The following is a 20,142-nucleotide window of genomic DNA, read 5'->3' as shown; positions in this document are numbered from 1 at the left end:
ATCGACGATGAGCCAAACGACTCCAACTTCTTCCCAACCCGCGCCCGCCGCACCGAGCAAGCGCCGTGCGGCGCTGCGCATCGTGGCCATTGTGGTGATCCTGGCGATCATCGGCATCGTGACGTGGTACGTCCTGGTCGGCCGCTGGTACGAGGACACCGACGACGCCTACGTGCAGGGTAACCAGGTGCAGATCACCCCGATGGTGGGCGGCACGGTGGTCAGCATCGGTGCCGAAGACGGCATGCGCGTCGAACGCGGCCAGCTGCTGGTGCAACTGGACCCGGCCGATACCGCAGTGGCGTTGCAGCAGGCCGAAGCCAACCTGGCCAAGACCGTGCGCCAGGTGCGTGGTCTGTACCGCAGCGTGGAAGGCGCGCAGGCCGAATTGTCGGCACGCGAAGTCACCTTGCGCAGCGCCCGTGCCGACTTTGCGCGACGCAAGAATCTGGCTGCCAGCGGCGCCATCTCCAACGAAGAACTGGCGCATGTCCGCGAAGAACTGGCTGCCGCCGAAGCGGCAGTGAGCGGCTCGCGCGAGAGCTTCGAGCGCAACCGTGCGCTGATCGACGACAGCGCGTTGTCCAATCAGCCGGATGTGCAGGCGGCTGCAGCGCAGGTGCGCCAGGCCTATCTCAACCACGCGCGTACCGGTGTGGTGGCACCGGTGTCCGGCTATGTTGCACGCCGTTCGGCGCAGGTTGGCCAGCGCGTGCAGCCGGGTAGCGTGCTGATGGCGGTGGTGCCGCTGGAGCAGGTGTGGGTGGAAGCCAACTTCAAGGAAACCCAGCTCAAGCACATGCGCCTGGGCCAGGAAGTGGAACTGCATTCGGATCTGTACGGCGGTGGCGTCGACTACACCGGTCGCATCGAGAGCCTGGGCTTGGGCACCGGCAGCGCGTTCTCGCTGTTGCCGGCGCAAAACGCCAGCGGCAACTGGATCAAGATCGTGCAGCGCGTGCCGGTGCGCATTGCGGTGGACAGCAAGCAACTGGCCGACAGCCCGCTGCGCATTGGCTTGTCGATGAAGGTCGACGTCAATCTGCATGACCAGCAGGGCAGCGTGCTGCCGACCAAGCTGGCGACCGGCTCGGTGTTCTCCACCGATGTGTATGCGCAGCAGTTGCAGGCTGCCGACGCCGACATCCATCGCATCATCCAGGACAACCTGCCGTCGCAGGCTGCCAGCAAGGCGGGCTAAGCCACCATGTCTTCGCAAGCTCCCACCGCGTCCGGCGGCCCGGCGGCGCCGGCGCCCGCTGCCGGCTTTCGTCCGGCCAGCGTGGCGTTGTGCACCATGGGTCTGGCCATGGCCTCGTTCATGCAGGTGCTGGACACCACCATCGCCAACGTCTCGCTGCCGACCATCGCCGGTAATCTCGGCGCCAGTTCGCAGCAGGCCACCTGGGTCATCACCTCGTTCGCGGTGAGCACGGCGATCGCGTTGCCGCTGACCGGCTGGTTGAGCCGGCGCTTTGGCGAAACCAAGTTATTCGTGTGGTCGACGCTGGCCTTCACCGTGGCATCGCTGTTGTGCGGCCTTGCGCAGAGCATGGGCATGCTGGTGGTCGCACGCGCGCTGCAGGGGTTTGTCGCCGGGCCGATGTATCCCATCACCCAGAGCTTGCTGGTGTCGATCTACCCGCGCGAAAAACGTGGGCAGGCGCTGGCGTTGCTCGCAATGATCACCGTGGTCGCGCCGATTGCCGGCCCGATCCTGGGCGGCTGGATTACCGACAACTACAGCTGGGAATGGATCTTTCTGATCAACGTGCCGCTGGGCATCATCGCCAGCAGTATTGTGGGGTCACAGTTGCGGCATCGCCCCGAACAGCTCGAAAAACCGCGCATGGATTACATCGGCCTGATCCTGCTGGTGGTCGGCGTGGGCGCGCTGCAGCTGGTGCTGGACCTGGGCAATGACGAAGACTGGTTCTCGTCCGACAAGATCGTGGTGCTGGCCTGTGTCGCCGCCGTGGCGCTGGTGGTGTTCGTGATCTGGGAACTCACCGACAAGGACCCCATCGTCGATCTCAAACTGTTTCGGCACCGCAACTTCCGCGCCGGCACCTTGGCGATGGTGGTGGCGTATGCGGCGTTCTTCAGCGTGAGCCTGTTGATCCCGCAGTGGCTGCAACGCGACATGGGCTATACCGCGATCTGGGCGGGCCTGGCCACCGCGCCAATCGGCATCCTGCCGGTGTTGATGACGCCGTTCGTGGGCAAGTACGCATTGCGGTTCGATCTGCGCATGCTCGCCACCGTCGCCTTTATCTTTTTGTCGTTCACCAGCTTCCTGCGCTCCAACTTCAACCTGCAGGTGGACTTCAGCCACGTGGCCACCGTGCAATTGGTGATGGGTGTCGGCGTGGCGTTGTTCTTCATGCCGGTACTGCAGATTCTGCTATCGGATCTGGACGGGCGCGAGATCGCAGCCGGCTCCGGCCTGGCCACGTTCCTGCGGACGTTGGGCGGCAGTTTTGCTGCATCGCTGACCACGTATCTATGGGCGCGCCGCACGCAAGTGCACCACGCGCACATCACCGAACACATCTCGGTCTACACGCCCGGCATGCAGGAACAGGTCACTGCGATGGGCCAGGGCGACCTGCAACGCGGCGCGGCCTCGCTCAACAACATGATCAACCACCAGGCCTCGCAGATGGGCTTCAACGACATCTTCTATCTGCTTGGCTGGACCTTCCTGGCGATCATCTTCTTCCTGTGGTTGGCGAAGCCGCCGTTCGGTGCAGGTGCCGGTGGTGCAGCGGCGGCGGGTGGGCACTAGGCGCCGGCTGACAAGGCGCTGTACTACGAGCGGCTAAGCAAACGACTTCACGCCGGTCTAGTGCAGAGCGGTGATCTGCGAGTTAGCTGCAGGGCCCTTGCCCGCCCACCATCGCGGGACACGCTGCAAGTACGTCCCTGTAAGCTCTTACGCGGCATCCATGCCGCGCAAGGTCCCGCGACGGTGGGCGGGCAAGGATCAGTGGAGATGGTCGGCGTGCATAGTCGGTGTGCGTGGGTCTTCTCAAAGCAATCAGCAAACCGCGTGGAGCGGTCAGGGCACCACAGCCTGGACCAGGTCAATGTTTGACTTGGGCTTCCGACTGCGTCCAACAAGATGCGGCTGACAAAACCACTGCGCACCACCAGCCGGGGGCTCGCTACGGTTTATGAGCCGCTCCAACAATCGTGCTGTACCTGTCAACACCCTCTAGACTGACGCTCTCCAAGTGGGAGCAGTCCAATGGCAGTGACGCCTTCTAAGACCGGTTTACCGCAGTCCTTCTGCCTCATGGATGCGACGCAGCGCCAAGGCAGGCGCACGCTGGATCAAGAGGTCCATCGTCATCGTGAGTTACGACCTGCAGCGACGGCGATGGGACGTCTGTTGCAGACTGTGCTCCTTCTGTGGCTGTGTTTGCCGTTGATCGCGGCGGCCGATGCATTGAGCGACAACGTGACACAGCAGATGCAGCTCAATCGGCAGCGCTACGGCATCGTAGGGCAGGCTGTTTACGTCTCCCACAACGGCAAGCTGCTGTTTCGCGGTGGCGATGGGCTGTCCGATCTCGACAGCCAACAGCCGGTCAAGCTTGAGCAGATCTTTCCAGTGTTCTCGGTAAGCAAGCTGTTGCTCAGCACGCTGATCATGCAGCTGGTCGAAGCTGACCGGATCGATCTGGATCGACCTGCACGGGTCTACCTGCCAGCGTTGCCGCAGCGCTGGAACAAGATCACGGTGCGTCAGCTACTCAATCACACCTCCGGATTGCCCGAGTATTTCACCGAGGAGCAGATGAGCGGCTCGCCGGAGGCAAATGCTTCGTTTCCTGCAACTGCGCGCGCTGTCTTTGCAGCGCTGGGCAGTCAACCGTTGCTCTTTCCACCCGGCAGCGACACGCGCTACATCAACACCAACTATCTGGTGCTGTCGCAACTGCTCCAGGTGCATTACCGCAAGCCATATTCGCAGATCGTGTCCGAGCGGATCATCGAGCCGTTAAAGCTGGCGCATACCTTTCTCGGGCGCTCACGATTGCCGGCTGAGGGAGTGGTCAGTGCTTACCTTGGCAAAGACGGGAAGCTGCAGAAACAACCAGAGATTGCCTGGCCCGATTACGCCCTCGGGCATGCCGAGCTGTACACCGGCATCGACGATCTGGCCGCTTTCATCGACGCGATGCGCACCGGGAAATTAGTCGGCAAGGCAACGCTGCAACAGCTCTGGCAACCGCAGCTGCTGACCAACGGGCAGCGCGGCTGGTTTGCCAGCGGCTGGGAGGTTGGCGCAAATGGTGCCTATCGGCACGTCGGTCATGATGGCGGCGCGCGGGTGAGGGTGCGCCTGCTGTTCGCCGATGCCTTGGATGGCGATAGCTACACCATCGTTTACCTAACCAATGGCAGTACGCGCGGGGTGTGGTCCCGGGTGCTGGTGGACAGCATCATGGCCAGCATCGCGCCACAGACGTTTCCCGCCGAAGCCGTGTCGGAGAAACTTATCGCCTTCGCGCTGCAGTCGCCTGTCGATCACGACACGCAGGTGTTTGCCGATGCACTGCGTGCCGACAACAGCATCCCCATCAATCAACTTGAAGGTGTGGTCAACACGACGGGCTATACCGTTCTATCCAATCTCGGGGCGGATGCGGCGATCCGCGTGTTCGCACTCAATGTGCTGCTGTTTCCGGCATCCAGAAATGCCTTGGACAGTCTTGCCGAGGCGTATGAGGCAGCCGGAGACCTCGCACGCGCCAAGCGCATCAGGCAAGCGATCAAGGACAAGTCCAGCACGGCCGACTGAGAGCCGCTAACAAACCGACTGTGCTCACCGTTAGGCGGGTGCGACCGGTGCTCAGTGCGGCACAGAACACACTTGTACACTGCGTTTCTGAGCGTGCCGTCCGTACCCACCTGAGGACTGCTCGCCACGTTTTGGCCGCTCTAGGTGCAGCTAACACAACGTTGCGCGATCTCCCGGCGAGTGCGGCTCGTGTTCGCAATCGGCAGATGCCGCTCCTACAACCCGCTTCTCCGCGCGGTGCGCCCGATCCCGCTCGCGGCATTTGTCAGCCGCTCCGACACACTAGTGATGCGTCACCGAAGCTGCCGGCGCATCTTCGGTGCCGTCTTGCAGTTTTACCGGTTGCGGTAACGCAAGCGCTCCATCGCTGGCGATATCTTTTTCAACCACTGTGCGTGCGCGGGCGGCTGCGGTGATGGTGTTGCGATCGTCTTCAGGCATTGCATCGAGCAACTGCAATGCATGGCCCTGATAACGCACATCCAGTGCATCCTGCAAGGCGCGTAGTGTTTGCACATCGCTGCATAAGGCGCTGGCCCTGGCTTCGATTGCGCGTGCCCGCGCATCCAGTCTGGCGTCGAGTTGGCCATCCATCGCCTTAGCGCGTGCATCGATCGCATCCGAGCGGCCGGTCATGATCTGCCACAGCATGTGACGCGCGATGCTGCCTTTGAAGGCTTCGGCTTCGTGTTCGACATAGCGCTCGAAGTTCCCATCAAAGGCCTGTTGGTCCCAGCGTCCCTTGCCAAGTGTGCCATCGACATAGTCGTTGGCACGCTTGCGCAGGCGCGTGATCTTGCGGGCGTTGAGCGAACTGCCGGTCAGCACCTCGATCACGCCGCCCAGCGCGTCGTAGCTCAGGTCGACCACCGCGTGTGCCAGCTCGGCGACCTGCGGCATCAGCGCGCGGGTGCGCTGTTCCATCGCGCGCAATCGCTCGCTGTCGGCAGCGCTGATCTGTTGCACCTGGTGATCGATGCTCAGCTCGCCAGCGTGGAAGAACACCTCGCGCGGCACGCCACTGTCGCGGTAAAGCCAGATGCCGCCGCTGTCGGCGAGCACATTGAACGCCGTGCCGAGGCCGCATTGGTGCGATGACACCTGGGCTCGATGCGTCTGCGACGCGCCGGGATGGACCTGCTGTGGCCACGCGGGCGTGCTGAACGTGGCAATCAGCATCAAGGCAAGTGGCAGCGAGCGGCGCATCGGGGATTGCCATGATGGTGACGAGGCATCCTCATGCGTTTGGATCGCGTGCGGCGCGTGTCGAAAGTCATTGCTATGGCGCTTGGGTGTTTGTTGGGCGCGCCGGCGCGCTGTGATGGGTTGCTGGCAACACATCACAGGGGTCCACCACGCATGCGCTTGCTGCCCGGCGTGAGCTTGGCTGGTGCCCTGGCCGCGTGATGGCGGAATCGTTCGACGGACCTGCCGCCGGAGACTGCCTGCTACAAACCACGGCTCAGCGGCCAGTAGTGCGCTAAAGCAAACGCCCAAACGCAAAAAACCCCGCCGAAGCGAGGTTTTTTACGATCTACCGTGAGTCGTGGTGCCCAGGAGAGGACTCGAACCTCCACGAAGTTGCCCCCGCTAGCACCTGAAGCTAGTGCGTCTACCAATTCCGCCACCTGGGCGACTCAGGGGGCGAATTGTGCAAGCTGCGCGTGCGGCTGTCAACGCACTTTCCTACATTTTTTGTGTGCGGCATGCAGCGCTCGGCAGCTGGACGCGGCGGGCGCATGGATCGCGCGCGCCGCGCCGCTGGTTACGGCAGTTGCGTCGCCTGCAAGCGGACCTCCGCACTCTGCACCGGCTCATTCGCCGAGCGTGCCAGTTGCACGCGGTAGGTGCCGGCAGCGATCTTCCAATGACGTGCCTTGGCATCGAAATCGGCCAGCGTCTTCGGTTCTGCAATCACCTGCACGCTGCGCTTTTCGCCGGGCTTGAGGGTGAGCTTCTGCCAGCCGATCAGGCGCAGCGGTGTGGCATGGCCATCGGGCAAGGTGACGTAGAGCTGCGGCACCGCAGCGCCTTCGCGCTGGCCGGTGTTCTCCACCTCGAAGCGTGCGGTGAGGGTGCTGCCTTGCGCGTCCACCTGCAGCCCGCCCATGCGGAACTGCGTGTACGACAGACCGTGGCCGAACGGATAACGCGGGGTGAGCTTGCGCGCGGCAAACCATTTGTAGCCGACGTTGGCGCCTTCGATGGCGTAGTCGATGCTGTCTTCGCCCGGCTTGGCCGGCTTGAAACCCAGCCCCGGAATCGACGGGCGCGGCAGCTGCGATTCGTCCACCGGCCAGGTCACCGGCAAATGGCCGGAGGGGTTCACCGCGCCGGTCAGCAGATTGGCGATCGCTTGGCCGCCGCCGATACCCGGATACCACGCCTGCAGCACCGCCGGTACGCGCTCGGCCCAGGGCATGCGCACGGGGCCGTTGGTTTCCAGCACTACGGTGGTCTTGGGGTTGGCCTTGGCCACTGCGTCGATCAACGCATCCTGGTTGTCGGGCAACTGCATGTCCGGCAGGTCGACCGATTCGGCGGCCCATTGGGTGGCGAACACGATGGCGACATCGGCTGCTTTGGCCGCACGTGCGGCCGCATTGCGGTCCTTGCCGTCGACATAATCGATCTGCACGTTCGGCAATGCGGCGCGCAGGGCCTGCAACGGCGAGGACGGATGGATGATCACCGGGCCCGGCCAGGTGGTCGGGGTGAGCCCGGTCACCGCGTTGCCGCCATTGATGGTGTAGTCCACCCGCGAGGAGCCGCCGCCGGACATCACGCCCTTGTCGGCGTAGCCGCCAATCACCGCGATGCGGCGCACGTCCTTGGAGAGTGGCAACAGGGCCTGCTCATTACGCAGCAGCACGCTGCCTTCTTCGGCCACATGCTGCGCGGCCAATTGCCCGGCCTTGCCATCGATGGGTTGGCGCTGGGTCGGGTGATCGAACGCGCCATGCGCAAACAGGCTACGCAATACGCGCTTGACCATGTCGTCGAAGCGCGCGCGCGGCACCACGCCGGCGCCCACCGCCATACGCAACGGCGCATCGAAGAACACCGCCGCATCGAACACTTCGCCGGCCGATTGCTGATCCAGTCCAGCCAGCGCGGCCTTGGAGCCGCTGTGCACGCCGCCCCAATCGGACATCACATAGCCGGGGTATTTCCATTCCTGCTTGAGCACCTGGTTGAGCAGGTAATCGTGCTCGCAGCCGTAGATGCCGTTGATCTTGTTGTACGAACACATCACCGACGCCGGGTCGCCGATCTTCAGCGCAATCTCGAAGGCCAGCAGGTCCGACTCGTGCATCGCCTGCTCGCCAATGTCGGCGCTATGGAAGTTGCGCCGGGTTTCCATGTCGTTGAGCGCGAAGTGCTTCATCGTCGATAGCACGTGTTCGCTCTGCACGCCGCGGATCGATTCGCCGACCATGGTGCCGGCCAGCAGCGGGTCTTCGCCGGCGTATTCGAAGTTGCGCCCGTTGCGCGGATCGCGCTGCAGGTTGACGCTGCCGGCCAGCAGCACGTTGAAGCCCTGCTGCCAGGATTCGCGGCCCATGGTCTTGCCGCCGGCAAAGGCCAGTTGCGGGTTCCAGCTGGATGCCGTGGACGGGCCGGACGGCATCGCGGTGGCGAAGTCGCCCTTGCGAATGCCACCCGGATTGGTCACGCCCACGCCGGCATCGGCCAGCTGCTGCGCCGGGATGCCCAAGCGTGGAATGCCGGGCACATAGCCTGCCGACCCCAGCGCGCCTTCCGGCTTGGGAATCTTGTCGGTGCCCAGGCCGAAATAGCTGCGCAGCATCTGGAATTTTTCGTCGTCGGTCATCTGCGCCAGCAGCCGGTCCGCACGCTGGTCGGCGGTCAACGCGGTGTCCATCCATGGCTGCGCTGCCGCTGCGGATTGTGCGAGTGCCAACGGCGCAGTCAGCGCAATGCCCAGGCCCATGACCACCGCCAAGACGAGCGGGCGAGGGCGAAAAGTAGTCGTTGTAAACGGTTTCATAGCGGGATGTGGCACGGGGTGTCCTTGTGGTGCTGAGTCATTACGAAATTGGGGGCAGCGAGATGCCCGGATGGGAGCCGCGCACAGGCGCGGTTCGGTCGCTCGCCTGGAGAGGTGGCGCGGTTAGAAGTCGGTCTGCGCGGTACGCAGCACCGGATAGAGCTGGTAGCGCTCGTCCCAGGAAGAGTGACGCTTGGCGAAGAACTCCAGGCGCGCTTGCGGGCTGTTGGCAAACTCCGGGTCGCTGGCGATGCGCTGTTCGAACTGCGCCTTCAACGCGGCGTCGTTGGCCAGCATGTCGCGCGCCACGTCTTCGGCCACGTAGGCCTCCATGTATTCCTTGCGCTCGAAGGCCGTGTTGAAAAAGCCCCACTGCAGCAACGAGTCCGGTGCCTGCGGCTCCAGCATCGCCATCAACAGGCGTGCCTTGGGTTGCGCAATCGGCACGAACAACGCGCCGGCCGGCACGCTGCGGGTTTCATCGCGCCATTGCCCACCGACCTCCAAGGTCTGGTGACCTTCGTTCGAGCGCGCGGCAAAGGTGGCGGTGTCGGCACGGAAGGTTTGCACCGGATGTTCTGCCGGACTGGCGACGATGCGGAAATCGATGCCATGCAGGCGTAGTTTCTCGGCGACGAAGGCCGCTTGTGCTGCCGGCACCAGATAGCCGCCACGCGGTGCGTCGACCATCAGGTCGGGTTTGATCTGATCGCGCAGCGGTACCTTCCAGATCTGCGGTTTGCTCTCGTCGTAGCGCGTCATCAACGCACCGGAAATCGGCGACGGCGTGCGCGTATACGCATAGCCGCGAAATGCCACGGTGCGCGCGGCAGGGCCGGCGGCAAAGCGCAGCGGCTCGGGCATGCCGGCCAGCTGGCTGGCGCGCTGATCGGCTGCCAGCGCATCGGCGCGCCAAGTGCTGCCATGTTTTGCGGCCTGCTGCAGCACCGACACGATGGCATTGCGGGTGACCCGCACGCGCGTGGGGTAGTCCTTCCACGAATGGGTTTCCACCAACATGCCGAAGCGGTTGCGCAGCAGGAAATAGCCATGCGAAAACCGCGGCGGCGACACGTCGTCGGCGAAGCCGGAGGTGGGGTCGTCTTCGTGCACGAAAGAGGGGTAATACGGCAGCGGCAGCGAACCCTGCTTGGCCAGATCGCCCAGCACTGCATCGCGCCAACGCGTGCCGTCGCGCTGCAGCGTGGTGTCGCCGGCATGCACCGGCTCCACCTGCACCGAGACGTCGTGCTCGAACTTGGCGCCGTCGGTGACATGCAGGTCCACGTACATCAGCGGGTCCCACTGCTGTACCAGCCGCAGCATGGCCTGCATCTCCGGCGCGTCGGCCTTGACGTAGTCGCGGTTGAGATTGAGGTTCTGCGCGGTGGTGCGCCAGCCCATCTGCTCGGGGCCGCGCTGGTTGGGGCGGTTCCAGGCGCCGAAGCGCTCGTGTCCATCCACGTTGAACACCGGCACGAATACCCATACCAACGTGTCGAGCACGCCCTTGCCGGCCTTGCCATCAAGCAGCTGGCGCAAGGCCAGAAAACCAGCGTCCTTGCCATCGATTTCGCCAGCGTGGATGCCGCCCTGGATCAAGACCACCGGCAGCTTGCGCTGCGCGGCGCTGGCCGCATCCAGCGCGCCGCTGGTGGAGGCGATCAAGGCCTTCATCGGCCGGCCTTCCGGCGTGGTGCCGAACTCCACGCAGCGCACCGCCTGCGGGTAACGCTGCGCAAACGCATCGCACAGCGCGATGACTTCGTCATAGCGACCGGTCTGCACAAAGCCGCTGCGCTCGGCCTGGGTGGTCAACGGTTCGGCGGCCAGCGCGGCAGGGGCGCAGGTCAACAACAACAGGCTCAGGGCCAGGCGGGTGAAGCGGGGCATCCAGCGGTCCAGTGTTCCAGGAAAACGTTTGCAATGTAGCCGAGCCGAGCTGGCAGGCCAATCTGCACTGCGGCATGGCCGCCGGCTTCAAGCGGACGCGAGCAAGTCGAAAACGCCGATTTTTGCGGGTTATTGATGCGTTCTGCGCACGCATGCACTCGGCGTCGACTGCGCGCAGCGCGATGTCCTTGGACTGCAACGCCAGCAGCCGACCAGCGCGCGCATGGCGGCCGGCAGCTCGGCGCCGGTACGATAGGGCCTGTTTTCAGCTCGTCGGACCGCCTTTGACCACCTCGACCCTGCCGGGCCCCACGGCCGGCGCGCGCCTGCCGCGCCAGATTCCTTTCATCATCGGCAACGAAGCCTGCGAGCGTTTCAGCTTCTACGGGATGCGCAACATCCTGGTGCAGTTTCTGATCACCTCGCTGCTGCTGCAGGAGGTTGGTGGGCCAGGCCGTGAGGCCGAAGCCAAGCACATCCTGCACAGCTTCATGATCGGGGTGTTTTTCTTCCCGCTGCTGGGCGGCTGGCTGGCTGATCGCTTGTTCGGCAAATACAACACGATTCTGTGGTTCAGCCTCATCTATTGCGCCGGCCACGCGTGTCTGGCGATGTTCGAGGGCAGCCGTCAAGGCTTCTTCGTGGGGCTGGGCCTGATCGCGCTGGGCGCGGGCGGCATCAAGCCGCTGGTGGCCTCGTTCATGGGCGACCAGTTCGACCAGTCCAACAAGCACATGGCCAAGGTGGTGTTCGATGCTTTCTACTGGATCATCAACTTCGGCTCGTTGTTCGCCTCGTTGCTGATCCCGGTCGCACTGAAACATCTGGGCCCGTCGTGGGCGTTCGGCATTCCCGGCATCTTGATGTTCGTGGCCACGCTGGTGTTCTGGCTGGGCCGCAAGCGCTATGTGCTGGTGCCGTTGCCGCCGAAAGACCCGCACGGGTTCGGCGCGGTGCTGCGCACGGCATTGCTGGCCCGCGCGCCAGGGCAAGGGCGGCCTGGTCTGGCGCTGGCAGTCATCGCGGTGGTCGCTGCACTGGCCTGCATGACGCTGATCGAGCCGCTGGGCATCGTCATCTGCCTGTGCATGGCGCTAGTGCTGCTGCTGGCCGGGATCGGCGGTGGCACCTGGTGGCAGCTGGAGCGCGCGCGCGGTACGCATCCGGATGCCGCGGTCGAAGGCGTGCGCGCCTTGCTGCGGGTGCTGGTGATCTTCGCGTTGGTGACGCCGTTCTTTTCGTTGTTCGATCAGAAGGCCTCGACCTGGGTGCTGCAGGGACGCGAGATGACCATGCCGGCGTGGTTCACCGCCTCGCAGATGCAGGCGCTCAATCCGCTGCTGGTGATGTTGCTGATCCCCTTCAACAATCTGGTGCTGTATCCGCTGTTGCGCCGTGGTGGCTGGGAGCCGACGCCGTTGCGTCGCATGACCAGCGGTATCGCCTTCAGTGGCGTGGCGTGGATTGCGGTCGGCGCGATCCAGGTCGTCATGGACGGCGGCGAGCCGATGCACATCGCCTGGCAGATGCTGCCCTATGCCTTGCTTACCTTCGGCGAGGTGCTGGTGTCGGCCACCGGCATCGAGTTCGCTTATAGCCAGGCGCCGCCGTCGATGAAGGGCGTGGTGATGAGCTTCTGGTATCTGACCACCACGGTCGGCAATCTGTGGGTGCTGCTATCGAACGTGGCGGTGCGCAATGCGACGGTGACCTCGCATATCGCCGATACTGGGCTCAGCGAAGCGGCATTTTTGATGTTCTTCTTCGCGGCCTTCGCATTCCTGGCAGCACTGGCCTTTGGCTTGTACGCGCGCCGTTATCGCATGGTCGACAATTACCGTTCTGCCTGAGGTCCCCATGATTACCCTGATCCTGATCGCCATCACCGGCATCGTCTCGTGGCTGGCGTTCAATAACCGCAAGCTGGCCGACCGGCTCATCCTGTGGCCGCCGGCGCTGGACAAGAACCGGCAGTACGACCGCCTGGTGACCTACGGCTTCATCCACGCCGACCTGGGGCACCTGGTCTTCAACATGATCACGCTGTTCTTTTTCGGACGGGTGATCGAAAAGGTGATGACGCAGCTGACCGGCAGCGTGCTGACCTATCCGTTGTTCTATCTGGCCGCGCTGGTGGTGTCGATCCTGCCCAGCTATCTGAAGAACCAGAAGAACCCCAATTATCTAAGCCTGGGTGCCTCCGGTGCGGTGTCGGCGGTGCTGTTCGCCTTCATCCTGCTGCAGCCGTGGACCATCATCCTGGTGCTGTTCATTCCGGCACCGGCGATCATCTACGCGGTGTTCTACGTGGGCTACAGCCTGTGGATGGACCGCCGCGGCGGCGATCGCATCAACCACAGCGCGCATCTGGCCGGCGCGGCATTCGGTGTCATGTTCATGCTGATCATGGAGCCGCGGGTGTGGCAGATCTTTCTGGAGCAGCTGTCCAATCCACGCTTCGGCTGAGGGCGCTGGCAGATCCGGCCGCTCGGGTACCGGGCTGGCCGGCGTTGCGGTAATGCGTCAGTGCAGCGGTTGCGTGCGGCAACCGGGCCAGGACCGACGCCATGGCGTCACAGGTCCTGGCAGGTGGAGCGACGCAGGCATCAGGCTGCGCTGCGTTCCCGGTCGGTACTGAGCGCCGAGCCCGACACCGCGCCGTAGGCCTGCTGCAGACGCTCGTAGACGGTATCGTTGAGCTGCGCGAAGTCGGGGTTGTGGGTGTCGCCGTTGATGGCGAACTGGAACAAGCCTTCCAGCAGCGAGCTGTCGCTGTCTGTGCCGTTTCCTGCCGAATCGTTTTGCATGCGTGACTCCTCGTTGGTAAGGCGAGGGCGCTGGCCAGGCCGGAGACCGGTTGCAGGCAGCGCCTTCGAGTCAGCTATCGGCGCTGGTTGAGCGAACTTAAGGATGTCGTTGCCGAGTCGGGCTAACGGTCACAGCGTGGATTCATTTTCACGCAGGCGCGGCGTCGCGCTGGTCACACTTGCCGCACATTCACTGCCGGGCGCACACCACGATGGAGGCAGCGACAGTGCACGCCGAACACGACCCGACACAGCAGCGCTTCGTTATTGACACCGAGGGACATCGCGCCGAGCTGGTGTATCAGCTCGAGGGTGCGCGCATGACCATCACGCACACGCTGGTGCCGGATGCGATTGCCGGGCGCGGTATTGCCGCCGTGTTGGTCGAGTCTGCCTTGCAGCATGCGCGCGAGGCCGGCCTGAAGGTCGTGCCAGCGTGCAGCTACGCCGCCGCCTACGTGCGCGGGCATCAACAGTTTCAGGATCTGCTGGCCTGACGGACAGCAGTGGGTGGTTCGATCAGGGGAGCAGGTGGGAATGGTGCGGTTGCTTGGATTCAATAGTGTGCGGGGTCTGCTGATGCTGGCCCTGTTGGCGGGCTGTACGCAGCGCGAACCGGCAGTCGTCGAGCCGACCGAGCCGGCAGCCGATGCGGCTGCAGCGACAACGCCGCCTCCGGAACCGCTGATGGTGCAGAGTGGCCCGCTGGAAGATGTGATCGAACACGCGCCGGCCTATATGGTCGGGATCAGCTATCCGCCTGGGCTGGATGCGTATCCGGAACTGGCCGCGTTGATTCGCACGTACGCGCAGGATGCCCGCAGCGAACTGATGGAAGCGGTAACCGGTCTGGGCAACGACAAGCCGGCAGCGCCCTATGAGTTGTCGCTGGCATTCGAAAAACTATTGCAGACCTCCGACCTGATCGTCGTCTCCGCCGATGGCAGCCGCTATACCGGCGGCGCGCATGGCGATCCGCTGGTGGCGCGCTTCGTCTGGCTGATCAAGGAGCGCAAGCAACTGACCGCGCAAGCGATGATTCCCGATCCGGCCGGCTGGGAAAAGATCGGCCGCGATGTAGCGGCGCAATTGCATGCCGCTGCCACCCAGCGCGTGGAAGCCGATCGTGTGCCGGTGGAAGAACAGGCCGAACAAGTCGCATCGGCCGACCGCATGATTGCCGAAGGAACCGCAGCGCAGGTGGACAACTTCGCGCAGTTCGTGCCGGTGTTGAATGCGGCCGGACAGATCACCGCAGTGCGCTTCGTGTTTCCGCCTTATCAGGTCGGGCCATATTCGGATGGCACGCAAACGGCCGAGGTCGCTGCATCCACGTTGATGCCGTGGGTCGCGCCGGAATATGTACATCTTTTCGCTCGCTGAGATGTCGCCCCGCAAGTGATGTGATTGAATGCTCAGGCCATTCAGTAATGTAACCAAACGGGTGATATGAGCAGTTTCGATCCAACCGCAAATCGCGTAGACCACACCTGCGCGCGCTATCCAGCCTTTCCGCGGGAGCCGGCTGTCCTGGTGAGGTTGATCAAGCATCTCTACAAGCGGCTGCACACCATCAGTTGTGTGCGACTCAGGCCGTACGGGATCAGTCCGCCGGAATACGAGATCCTGATGATGTTGTACGGCACGCCCGAGCAGGCCATTACGCCGACCGAGGCGGCAGAGGCGGCCAGCGAGAAGCCGGCCAACATCACCCGGCTCACCGACCAGTTGTGCGAGAAGGGTTTGATCGCACGTGGCAGCAGTCCCGACGACCGACGCAAGATCGTGCTGTCCCTGCAACCGGCCGGGCTGGCATTGATCGAAAGCCTGTTGCCGGAAGCATGCACGCTGTTGCACGAGCAGGCGGGCGACATCAGCGAGGCCGAACAGGCGCGTCTGGAAAAACTACTCAAGAAATTGCTCAATGGCGTGGACGCCGTAGAGTCCTGAGCGATGCGCGGTGGCTGCCACGCACGCCATCGCCAAAACGACAACGCCGCCCGGAGCGATCCGGGCGGCGTTGTCGTTACGCAGCTCCGATCACGGCTTGGACTGCGGCGCTTCCGGGGTGGCGCCATCGCCGCCCTGCGCGCTCAGACCGCGCTTTTCAAGCAAGGGCTCGATCTGCGGCGCATGCCCGGCGAAGTTCTGGAACAGCTCCATCGCATCCACGCTGCCACCGCGCGACAGCAGCGTCTTGCGGAACCGATCGCCATTGGCGCGGCTCAATCCACCATTCTGCTTGAACCATTGCTGGGTGTTGGCATCCAGCACTTCGGACCAGATGTAGGCGTAATAGCCCGCCGCATAGCCGCCCATGATGTGGCTGAAGTATGGGGTCTTGTAGCGCGGCGGTACCGGCGCGTAGGCAATGCCGTCCTGCTGCAAGGCCTTGGCTTCGAACGCCATGACGCCGGCTGCATCGGGCACCTGGTTGGCGCTGATCTGATGCCAGTTCTGATCCAGCATCGCCGCACCCAGATATTCGGTGGTGGCAAAGCCCTGGTTGAACTTGGACGCGGCAATCACCTTGTCCAGCAAGGCCTGCGGCATCGGGGTGCCGTTTTGATAATGCTTGGCGTAGTTCTTCAGGATGGACGGCTCGTCGGCCCACATCTCGTTGACCTGCGAGGGGAACTCCACAAAGTCGCGCGGCACGCTGGTGCCGGAGAAATACGGGTATTTGACGTCGGAGAACATGCCGTGCAGCGCATGCCCGAACTCATGGAACATGGTGGTCACTTCGTCCCAGGTCAGCAGCGTGGGCTGGCCGGCAGGCGGTTTGGGGATGTTGAGGTGATTGGCCACCACCGGCTTGAAACCGGTCAGGTCCGACTGCGACACGTACGAGTTCATCCATGCGCCACCGCGCTTGGATTCGCGTGCATACATGTCGGCGATGAAGATCGCCAGCTGCTTGCCGTCGGCGTCGAATACGTCATAGACGGTGATGTCGTCGCGGTAGGTCGGCAGGTCGGTGCGCTGCTTGAAGGTCAGGCCATATTCCTGGTTGGCTGCATAAAACACGCCGTTTTCCAGCACGTTCTTGAGCTCGAAGTACGGCTTGAGCTGCGACTCGTCGAAGTTGTACTTGGCCTGGCGCACCTTCTCGCTGTAGTAGGCCCAATCCCAGGCTTCGAGTTTGAAGGTCGGTTTGCGTGCGGCTTTTTGTTCCTTGTCGATCATCGCCTGCAGATCGGCAGCCTCGCGCTTGGCGTTGGCCACCGCGGCCGGTGCCAGCTTGCCGAGCATGGCGTTCACCGCTTCCGGGGTCTTGGCGGTCTGGTTTTCCAGCGAGTACGCGGCGTAGGTCGGGAAGCCGAGCAGCTTGGCCTTGTCGGCGCGCAGCTTCATGATGCGCGACACCAGCGCGGTGTTGTCGTACTGACCACCATGGCTGCCGCGCGAGACCGACGCGTCATAGATTTTCTTGCGCAGGTCGCGATTCTTCAGCTGGGTCAGCGGCGGCTGGCCGGTGGTGTTGAGCAGCGCAATCACGTACTTGCCATCGAGCTTGCGTGCCTTGGCCGCTTCGGCAGCAGAAGCGATCTGCTCCTCGGACAGACCATCGAGCTGCTTGACGTCATCCACCACGACTGCCGCCGCATTGACCTCGGCCAGCACGTTCTGGCTGAAGGTGGTGCCCAGGTTGGCCAGCTCGGCATTCATCGCCTTGAGCGTGGTCTTGTCGGCATCGGAGAGCTTGGCGCCATCGCGGACGAAGTCGCTGTAGTACTTCTCGACCAGACGCAGGCCTTGTGCATCCAGGCCCAGCTTGGCGCGTTGGTCGTACAAGCTCTGGATACGCGCGAACAGCTTGCCGTTGAGCGAAATCGCATCGCGATGCGCAGCGAACTTGGCCGAGTAGTCGGCCTGCAGTTTCTTGCGTGCATCGTTGGTGTCGGCACCCACCAGATTGAAGAACACCGTGGTGGCACGATCGAGCGTGGCGCCGCTCTTTTCCAGTGCGACGATGGTGTTGTCGAAGCTCGGCTTGGCTTTCTGGGTGGCGATCTTGTCCACTTCCTTCAACTGCTCGGCCATGCCGGCGTCGAAGGCGGGTGCGAAGTCGCTGTCTTTGATCTTGTCGAACTGCGGGTAATGCAGTGGCAACGTGCTGTCGGCAAAGAAGGGGTTGGATTGGGTGGCAGCCTGCGTGGTGGCGGGTGCGGCGATGCTGTAGGACGGCATGGCAAGTCCCAGGGAGGCGGCCAGGGCAAAAGCGAGACGGGTGGTCAAGAGGGTGGCTCCAAAGTGCGAGCCGCCGAGGCTAACCCAGCCCGCCGGGACAGGCGTGTGACAAAAGGCATGTCTGGCTGGCGGACGCGACCATGCGCCAGGTCACGCCAGGCCCCAAGGCTGCCAAGACGCCGGGACTTCGCCAGGACAGCCGCCAGCGGCTCGGCGACACATCGGGACATGCTGCAAGGCCTGCTTCAGCGAATGCGCTGCCGGACGTCCTGCATACAGGCCGGCGAACGGCCAACGATACGCGGCTGGATCGGGGGGCGCGGATGTCACATGGGCGAGAGGTAGCGCTGTGCGGAGAGGGTGTGGCGGGCCGAGAGGGCTGGGTTAGGCTAGCGCTTTCCCTATCGAGAGTTGTCGATGACCGCGCTATCCACCTTTGAGTTCACCGACCTGGACGGTCGCACGCAATCGATGCGCGACTACGCCGGCAGTGTGGTGCTGGTGGTGAATGTGGCTTCGAAATGCGGCTTTACCCCGCAGTACGCAGGGTTGCAGGCCTTATGGCAGCGCTATCGTGAGCGTGGCCTGGTAGTGATCGGTTTCCCGTGCGATCAGTTCGGTCACCAGGAGCCCGGCGATGCTGCACAGATCCGGCAGTTCTGCTCGCTCGACTATGCGGTGGATTTTCCGCTGGCGTCCAAAGTCGAGGTCAACGGCAGCAGCGCGCATCCGCTGTGGCAATGGCTCAAGCACGAACAGCGCGGCCTGCTTGGATCGGAGGCGATCAAATGGAACTTCACCAAGTTCCTGATCGGCCGCGATGGCACCGTGTTGGAGCGCTACGCACCGACCACCAAGCCGGAGGCCCTGGCCGCCGATATCGAGCGTGCGCTGGGCGCGTGACATCGCAAGCGCATGCCCAAACTTTCAAACACCGCGGGCTCGTAGGAGCGCACCCGGGCGCGACGAGGCGTTACCGAAAATGTGAGGCGTTACCTAGGACGAGGCCGTACCGGGAACGCTTCGTCGCGCCCAGGTGCGCTCCTACGACGGTGTAGTAGCGGTGCTGTCGATTTCTCTAAGGCGGCGCTCGAACACCTTACGCACCACCACCAAGCCGGAGGCTCTGGCCGCCCACATCGAGCGTGCGCTGGGCGCGTGACATCGCGGGCGCACGCCCAATCTTAGATGCGCCTGGATCGTAGGAGCACACCCGGGCGCGACGAGGCGTTACCGAAAATGCGAGGCATTACTGGGGACGAGGCTGTACCGGGAGCGCTTCGTCGCGCCCAGGTGCGCTCCTACGACGGTGCAGTAGCGGCACGCCTGCGCGTTGCCTCACTTCTCGACGAAGGCGCGCTCGAACACCTTACGCACCGACCACCAAGCCGAAGGCTCTGGCCGCCGATATCGAGCGTGCACTGCGCGCGTGATATCGCGGGCGCACGCCCAACCTTTTAAACACCGCGGGCTCGTAGGAGCGCACCCGGGCGCGACGAGGCGTTACCGAAAATGCGAGGCGTTACCCGGGATGAGGCTTTACCGGCAGCGCTTCGTCGCGCCCAGGTGCGCTCCTACGACGGTGCAGTAGCGGCACGCCTGCGCGTTGCCTCACTTCTCGACGAAGGCGCGCTCGAACACGTAATGCCCCGGGGTGCCGATGCGTGGCGAGGTCTGGAAACCGCGTGCGTCCAGCAACGTGCGCAGATCGGCCAGCATCTGCGGGCTGCCGCAGATCATGAAGCGGTCGTTGGCCGGGTCCAGGGTCGGCAGTCCCAGCGTCTGCTGCATGCGGCCATCGGCCATCAGCTCGGTCAGGCGGCCCTGATTGGCAAACGCTTCGCGGGTGACTGCCGGGTAATACAGCAGTTTTTCGCGCAGCAGATCGCCGAGGAATTCGTGCTGCGGCAGCTCGCGCTCGAAGTAGTCGCGATAGGCCAGATCCTGCACGAAGCGCACGCCCTGGGTGAGGATCACCTTGTCGAAGCGCTCGTAGGTTTCCGGGTCCTTGATGATCGACAGCCACGGCGCCAGGCCGGTGCCGGTGCCCAGCAAATACAGATTGCGACCCGGATGCAGGTCGCTGATCAGCAGCGTGCCGGTGGGTTTCTTGCCGACCAGCACCTTGTCGCCCGGTTGGATGTGCTGCAGCCGCGAGGTCAGCGGGCCGTCCGGCACCTTGATACTGAAGAACTCCAGATGCTCTTCCCAGTTGGCGCTGGCGATCGAGTACGCGCGCAGCAACGGCCGGGTTTCGGTTTCCAGCCCGATCATCACGAACTGGCCGTTTTCGAAGCGGAAACCGGCATCGCGGGTGGTAGTGAAGCTGAAGTAGGCATCGGTCCAATGACGGACCTCAAGCACCGTTTCGGCGCCGAAAGCGGAAGACATACCGGTTTAGTGTCGTGGGAGGAATACCCGGCAATTCT

15 protein-coding genes and 1 tRNA gene are annotated in these 20,142 nt (G+C 63.6%); 9 read left to right on the top strand and 7 right to left on the bottom strand.

Going from position 1 to position 20,142, the window contains the following annotated elements; translation table 11 throughout:
* Window positions 1-7 precede the first annotated feature (7 nt).
* From VC212_RS01235 to VC212_RS01225, 3 genes are all read left to right on the top strand, one after another.
* Entirely contained in the window at window positions 8-1,201 is a 1,194-nt protein-coding gene (locus VC212_RS01235; protein WP_323514114.1) for an efflux RND transporter periplasmic adaptor subunit, read from the top strand.
* Between the two features lie 6 nt (window positions 1,202-1,207).
* Window positions 1,208-2,788: a DHA2 family efflux MFS transporter permease subunit gene (locus VC212_RS01230; RefSeq protein WP_115512116.1), complete on the top strand. Its 1,581-nt coding sequence runs from the start codon at window positions 1,208-1,210 to the stop codon at window positions 2,786-2,788.
* 462 nt (window positions 2,789-3,250) lie between these two features.
* Window positions 3,251-4,810 carry a serine hydrolase domain-containing protein gene (locus VC212_RS01225; protein WP_323514113.1) on the top strand — a complete coding sequence of 520 codons (1,560 nt, stop codon included), beginning with the start codon at window positions 3,251-3,253 and terminating at the stop codon, window positions 4,808-4,810.
* A gap of 282 nt (window positions 4,811-5,092) precedes the next feature.
* On the opposite strand, the gene VC212_RS01220 is transcribed toward VC212_RS01225, so the two are convergent.
* The 4 genes from VC212_RS01220 to VC212_RS01205 form a co-directional block, all read right to left on the bottom strand.
* Window positions 5,093-6,016 (bottom strand): DUF2884 family protein, encoded by a 924-nt coding sequence (locus VC212_RS01220; RefSeq protein ID WP_323514112.1) that lies wholly within the window; start codon window positions 6,014-6,016, stop codon window positions 5,093-5,095.
* A gap of 341 nt (window positions 6,017-6,357) precedes the next feature.
* Window positions 6,358-6,444, bottom strand: a tRNA-Leu gene (locus VC212_RS01215).
* Between the two features lie 131 nt (window positions 6,445-6,575).
* The gene (locus tag VC212_RS01210; RefSeq protein ID WP_323514111.1) at window positions 6,576-8,822 is read right to left on the bottom strand and encodes a beta-glucosidase; all 2,247 of its coding nucleotides are present in this window, start codon (window positions 8,820-8,822) and stop codon (window positions 6,576-6,578) included.
* 123 nt (window positions 8,823-8,945) lie between these two features.
* Window positions 8,946-10,715 carry a M14 family metallopeptidase gene (locus tag VC212_RS01205; protein ID WP_323514110.1) on the bottom strand — a complete coding sequence of 590 codons (1,770 nt, stop codon included), beginning with the start codon at window positions 10,713-10,715 and terminating at the stop codon, window positions 8,946-8,948.
* Window positions 10,716-10,999: 284 nt separating this feature from the next.
* Here VC212_RS01205 and VC212_RS01200 point away from each other — a divergent pair, with 284 nt between their 5' ends.
* Together VC212_RS01200 and VC212_RS01195 are read left to right on the top strand one after the other, a co-directional pair.
* The gene (locus VC212_RS01200) at window positions 11,000-12,565 is read left to right on the top strand and encodes an oligopeptide:H+ symporter (RefSeq protein WP_323514109.1); all 1,566 of its coding nucleotides are present in this window, start codon (window positions 11,000-11,002) and stop codon (window positions 12,563-12,565) included.
* A 7-nt stretch (window positions 12,566-12,572) separates the two neighbouring features.
* Window positions 12,573-13,181 (top strand): rhomboid family intramembrane serine protease, encoded by a 609-nt coding sequence (locus VC212_RS01195; RefSeq protein WP_055845033.1) that lies wholly within the window; start codon window positions 12,573-12,575, stop codon window positions 13,179-13,181.
* A gap of 140 nt (window positions 13,182-13,321) precedes the next feature.
* On the opposite strand, the gene VC212_RS01190 is transcribed toward VC212_RS01195, so the two are convergent.
* Window positions 13,322-13,522 (bottom strand): hypothetical protein, encoded by a 201-nt coding sequence (locus VC212_RS01190; RefSeq protein ID WP_055845030.1) that lies wholly within the window; start codon window positions 13,520-13,522, stop codon window positions 13,322-13,324.
* Window positions 13,523-13,734: 212 nt separating this feature from the next.
* Between VC212_RS01190 and VC212_RS01185 the strand changes: the two genes are divergently transcribed.
* The 3 genes from VC212_RS01185 to VC212_RS01175 all read left to right on the top strand — a co-directional run bounded on the left by VC212_RS01185 (window position 13,735) and on the right by VC212_RS01175 (window position 15,472).
* Complete coding sequence (locus VC212_RS01185) at window positions 13,735-14,019, top strand: GNAT family N-acetyltransferase (RefSeq protein ID WP_323514108.1); 285 nt, start codon at window positions 13,735-13,737, stop codon at window positions 14,017-14,019.
* 40 nt (window positions 14,020-14,059) lie between these two features.
* Window positions 14,060-14,905 carry a hypothetical protein gene (locus tag VC212_RS01180; RefSeq protein ID WP_323514107.1) on the top strand — a complete coding sequence of 282 codons (846 nt, stop codon included), beginning with the start codon at window positions 14,060-14,062 and terminating at the stop codon, window positions 14,903-14,905.
* Window positions 14,906-14,971: 66 nt separating this feature from the next.
* Complete coding sequence (locus VC212_RS01175) at window positions 14,972-15,472, top strand: MarR family transcriptional regulator (protein ID WP_055845019.1); 501 nt, start codon at window positions 14,972-14,974, stop codon at window positions 15,470-15,472.
* A 90-nt stretch (window positions 15,473-15,562) separates the two neighbouring features.
* Here the strand turns inward: VC212_RS01175 and VC212_RS01170 are convergent, their stop codons facing one another.
* The gene (locus tag VC212_RS01170) at window positions 15,563-17,761 is read right to left on the bottom strand and encodes a M3 family metallopeptidase (protein ID WP_323514106.1); all 2,199 of its coding nucleotides are present in this window, start codon (window positions 17,759-17,761) and stop codon (window positions 15,563-15,565) included.
* Window positions 17,762-18,130: 369 nt separating this feature from the next.
* Here VC212_RS01170 and VC212_RS01165 point away from each other — a divergent pair, with 369 nt between their 5' ends.
* Window positions 18,131-18,616 (top strand): glutathione peroxidase, encoded by a 486-nt coding sequence (locus VC212_RS01165; protein WP_115553409.1) that lies wholly within the window; start codon window positions 18,131-18,133, stop codon window positions 18,614-18,616.
* A 708-nt stretch (window positions 18,617-19,324) separates the two neighbouring features.
* On the opposite strand, the gene VC212_RS01160 is transcribed toward VC212_RS01165, so the two are convergent.
* Window positions 19,325-20,104: a ferredoxin--NADP reductase gene (locus VC212_RS01160; protein WP_005988314.1), complete on the bottom strand. Its 780-nt coding sequence runs from the start codon at window positions 20,102-20,104 to the stop codon at window positions 19,325-19,327.
* Between the last annotated feature and the right edge of the window lie 38 nt (window positions 20,105-20,142).

Origin of the sequence: Xanthomonas sp. WHRI 8932A, from assembly GCF_035012785.1 — a bacterium.
Lineage (GTDB): Bacteria > Pseudomonadota > Gammaproteobacteria > Xanthomonadales > Xanthomonadaceae > Xanthomonas.
The sequence above is the reverse complement of the archived record's forward strand: the minus strand, read 5'-3'. Positions and strand labels throughout refer to the sequence as shown.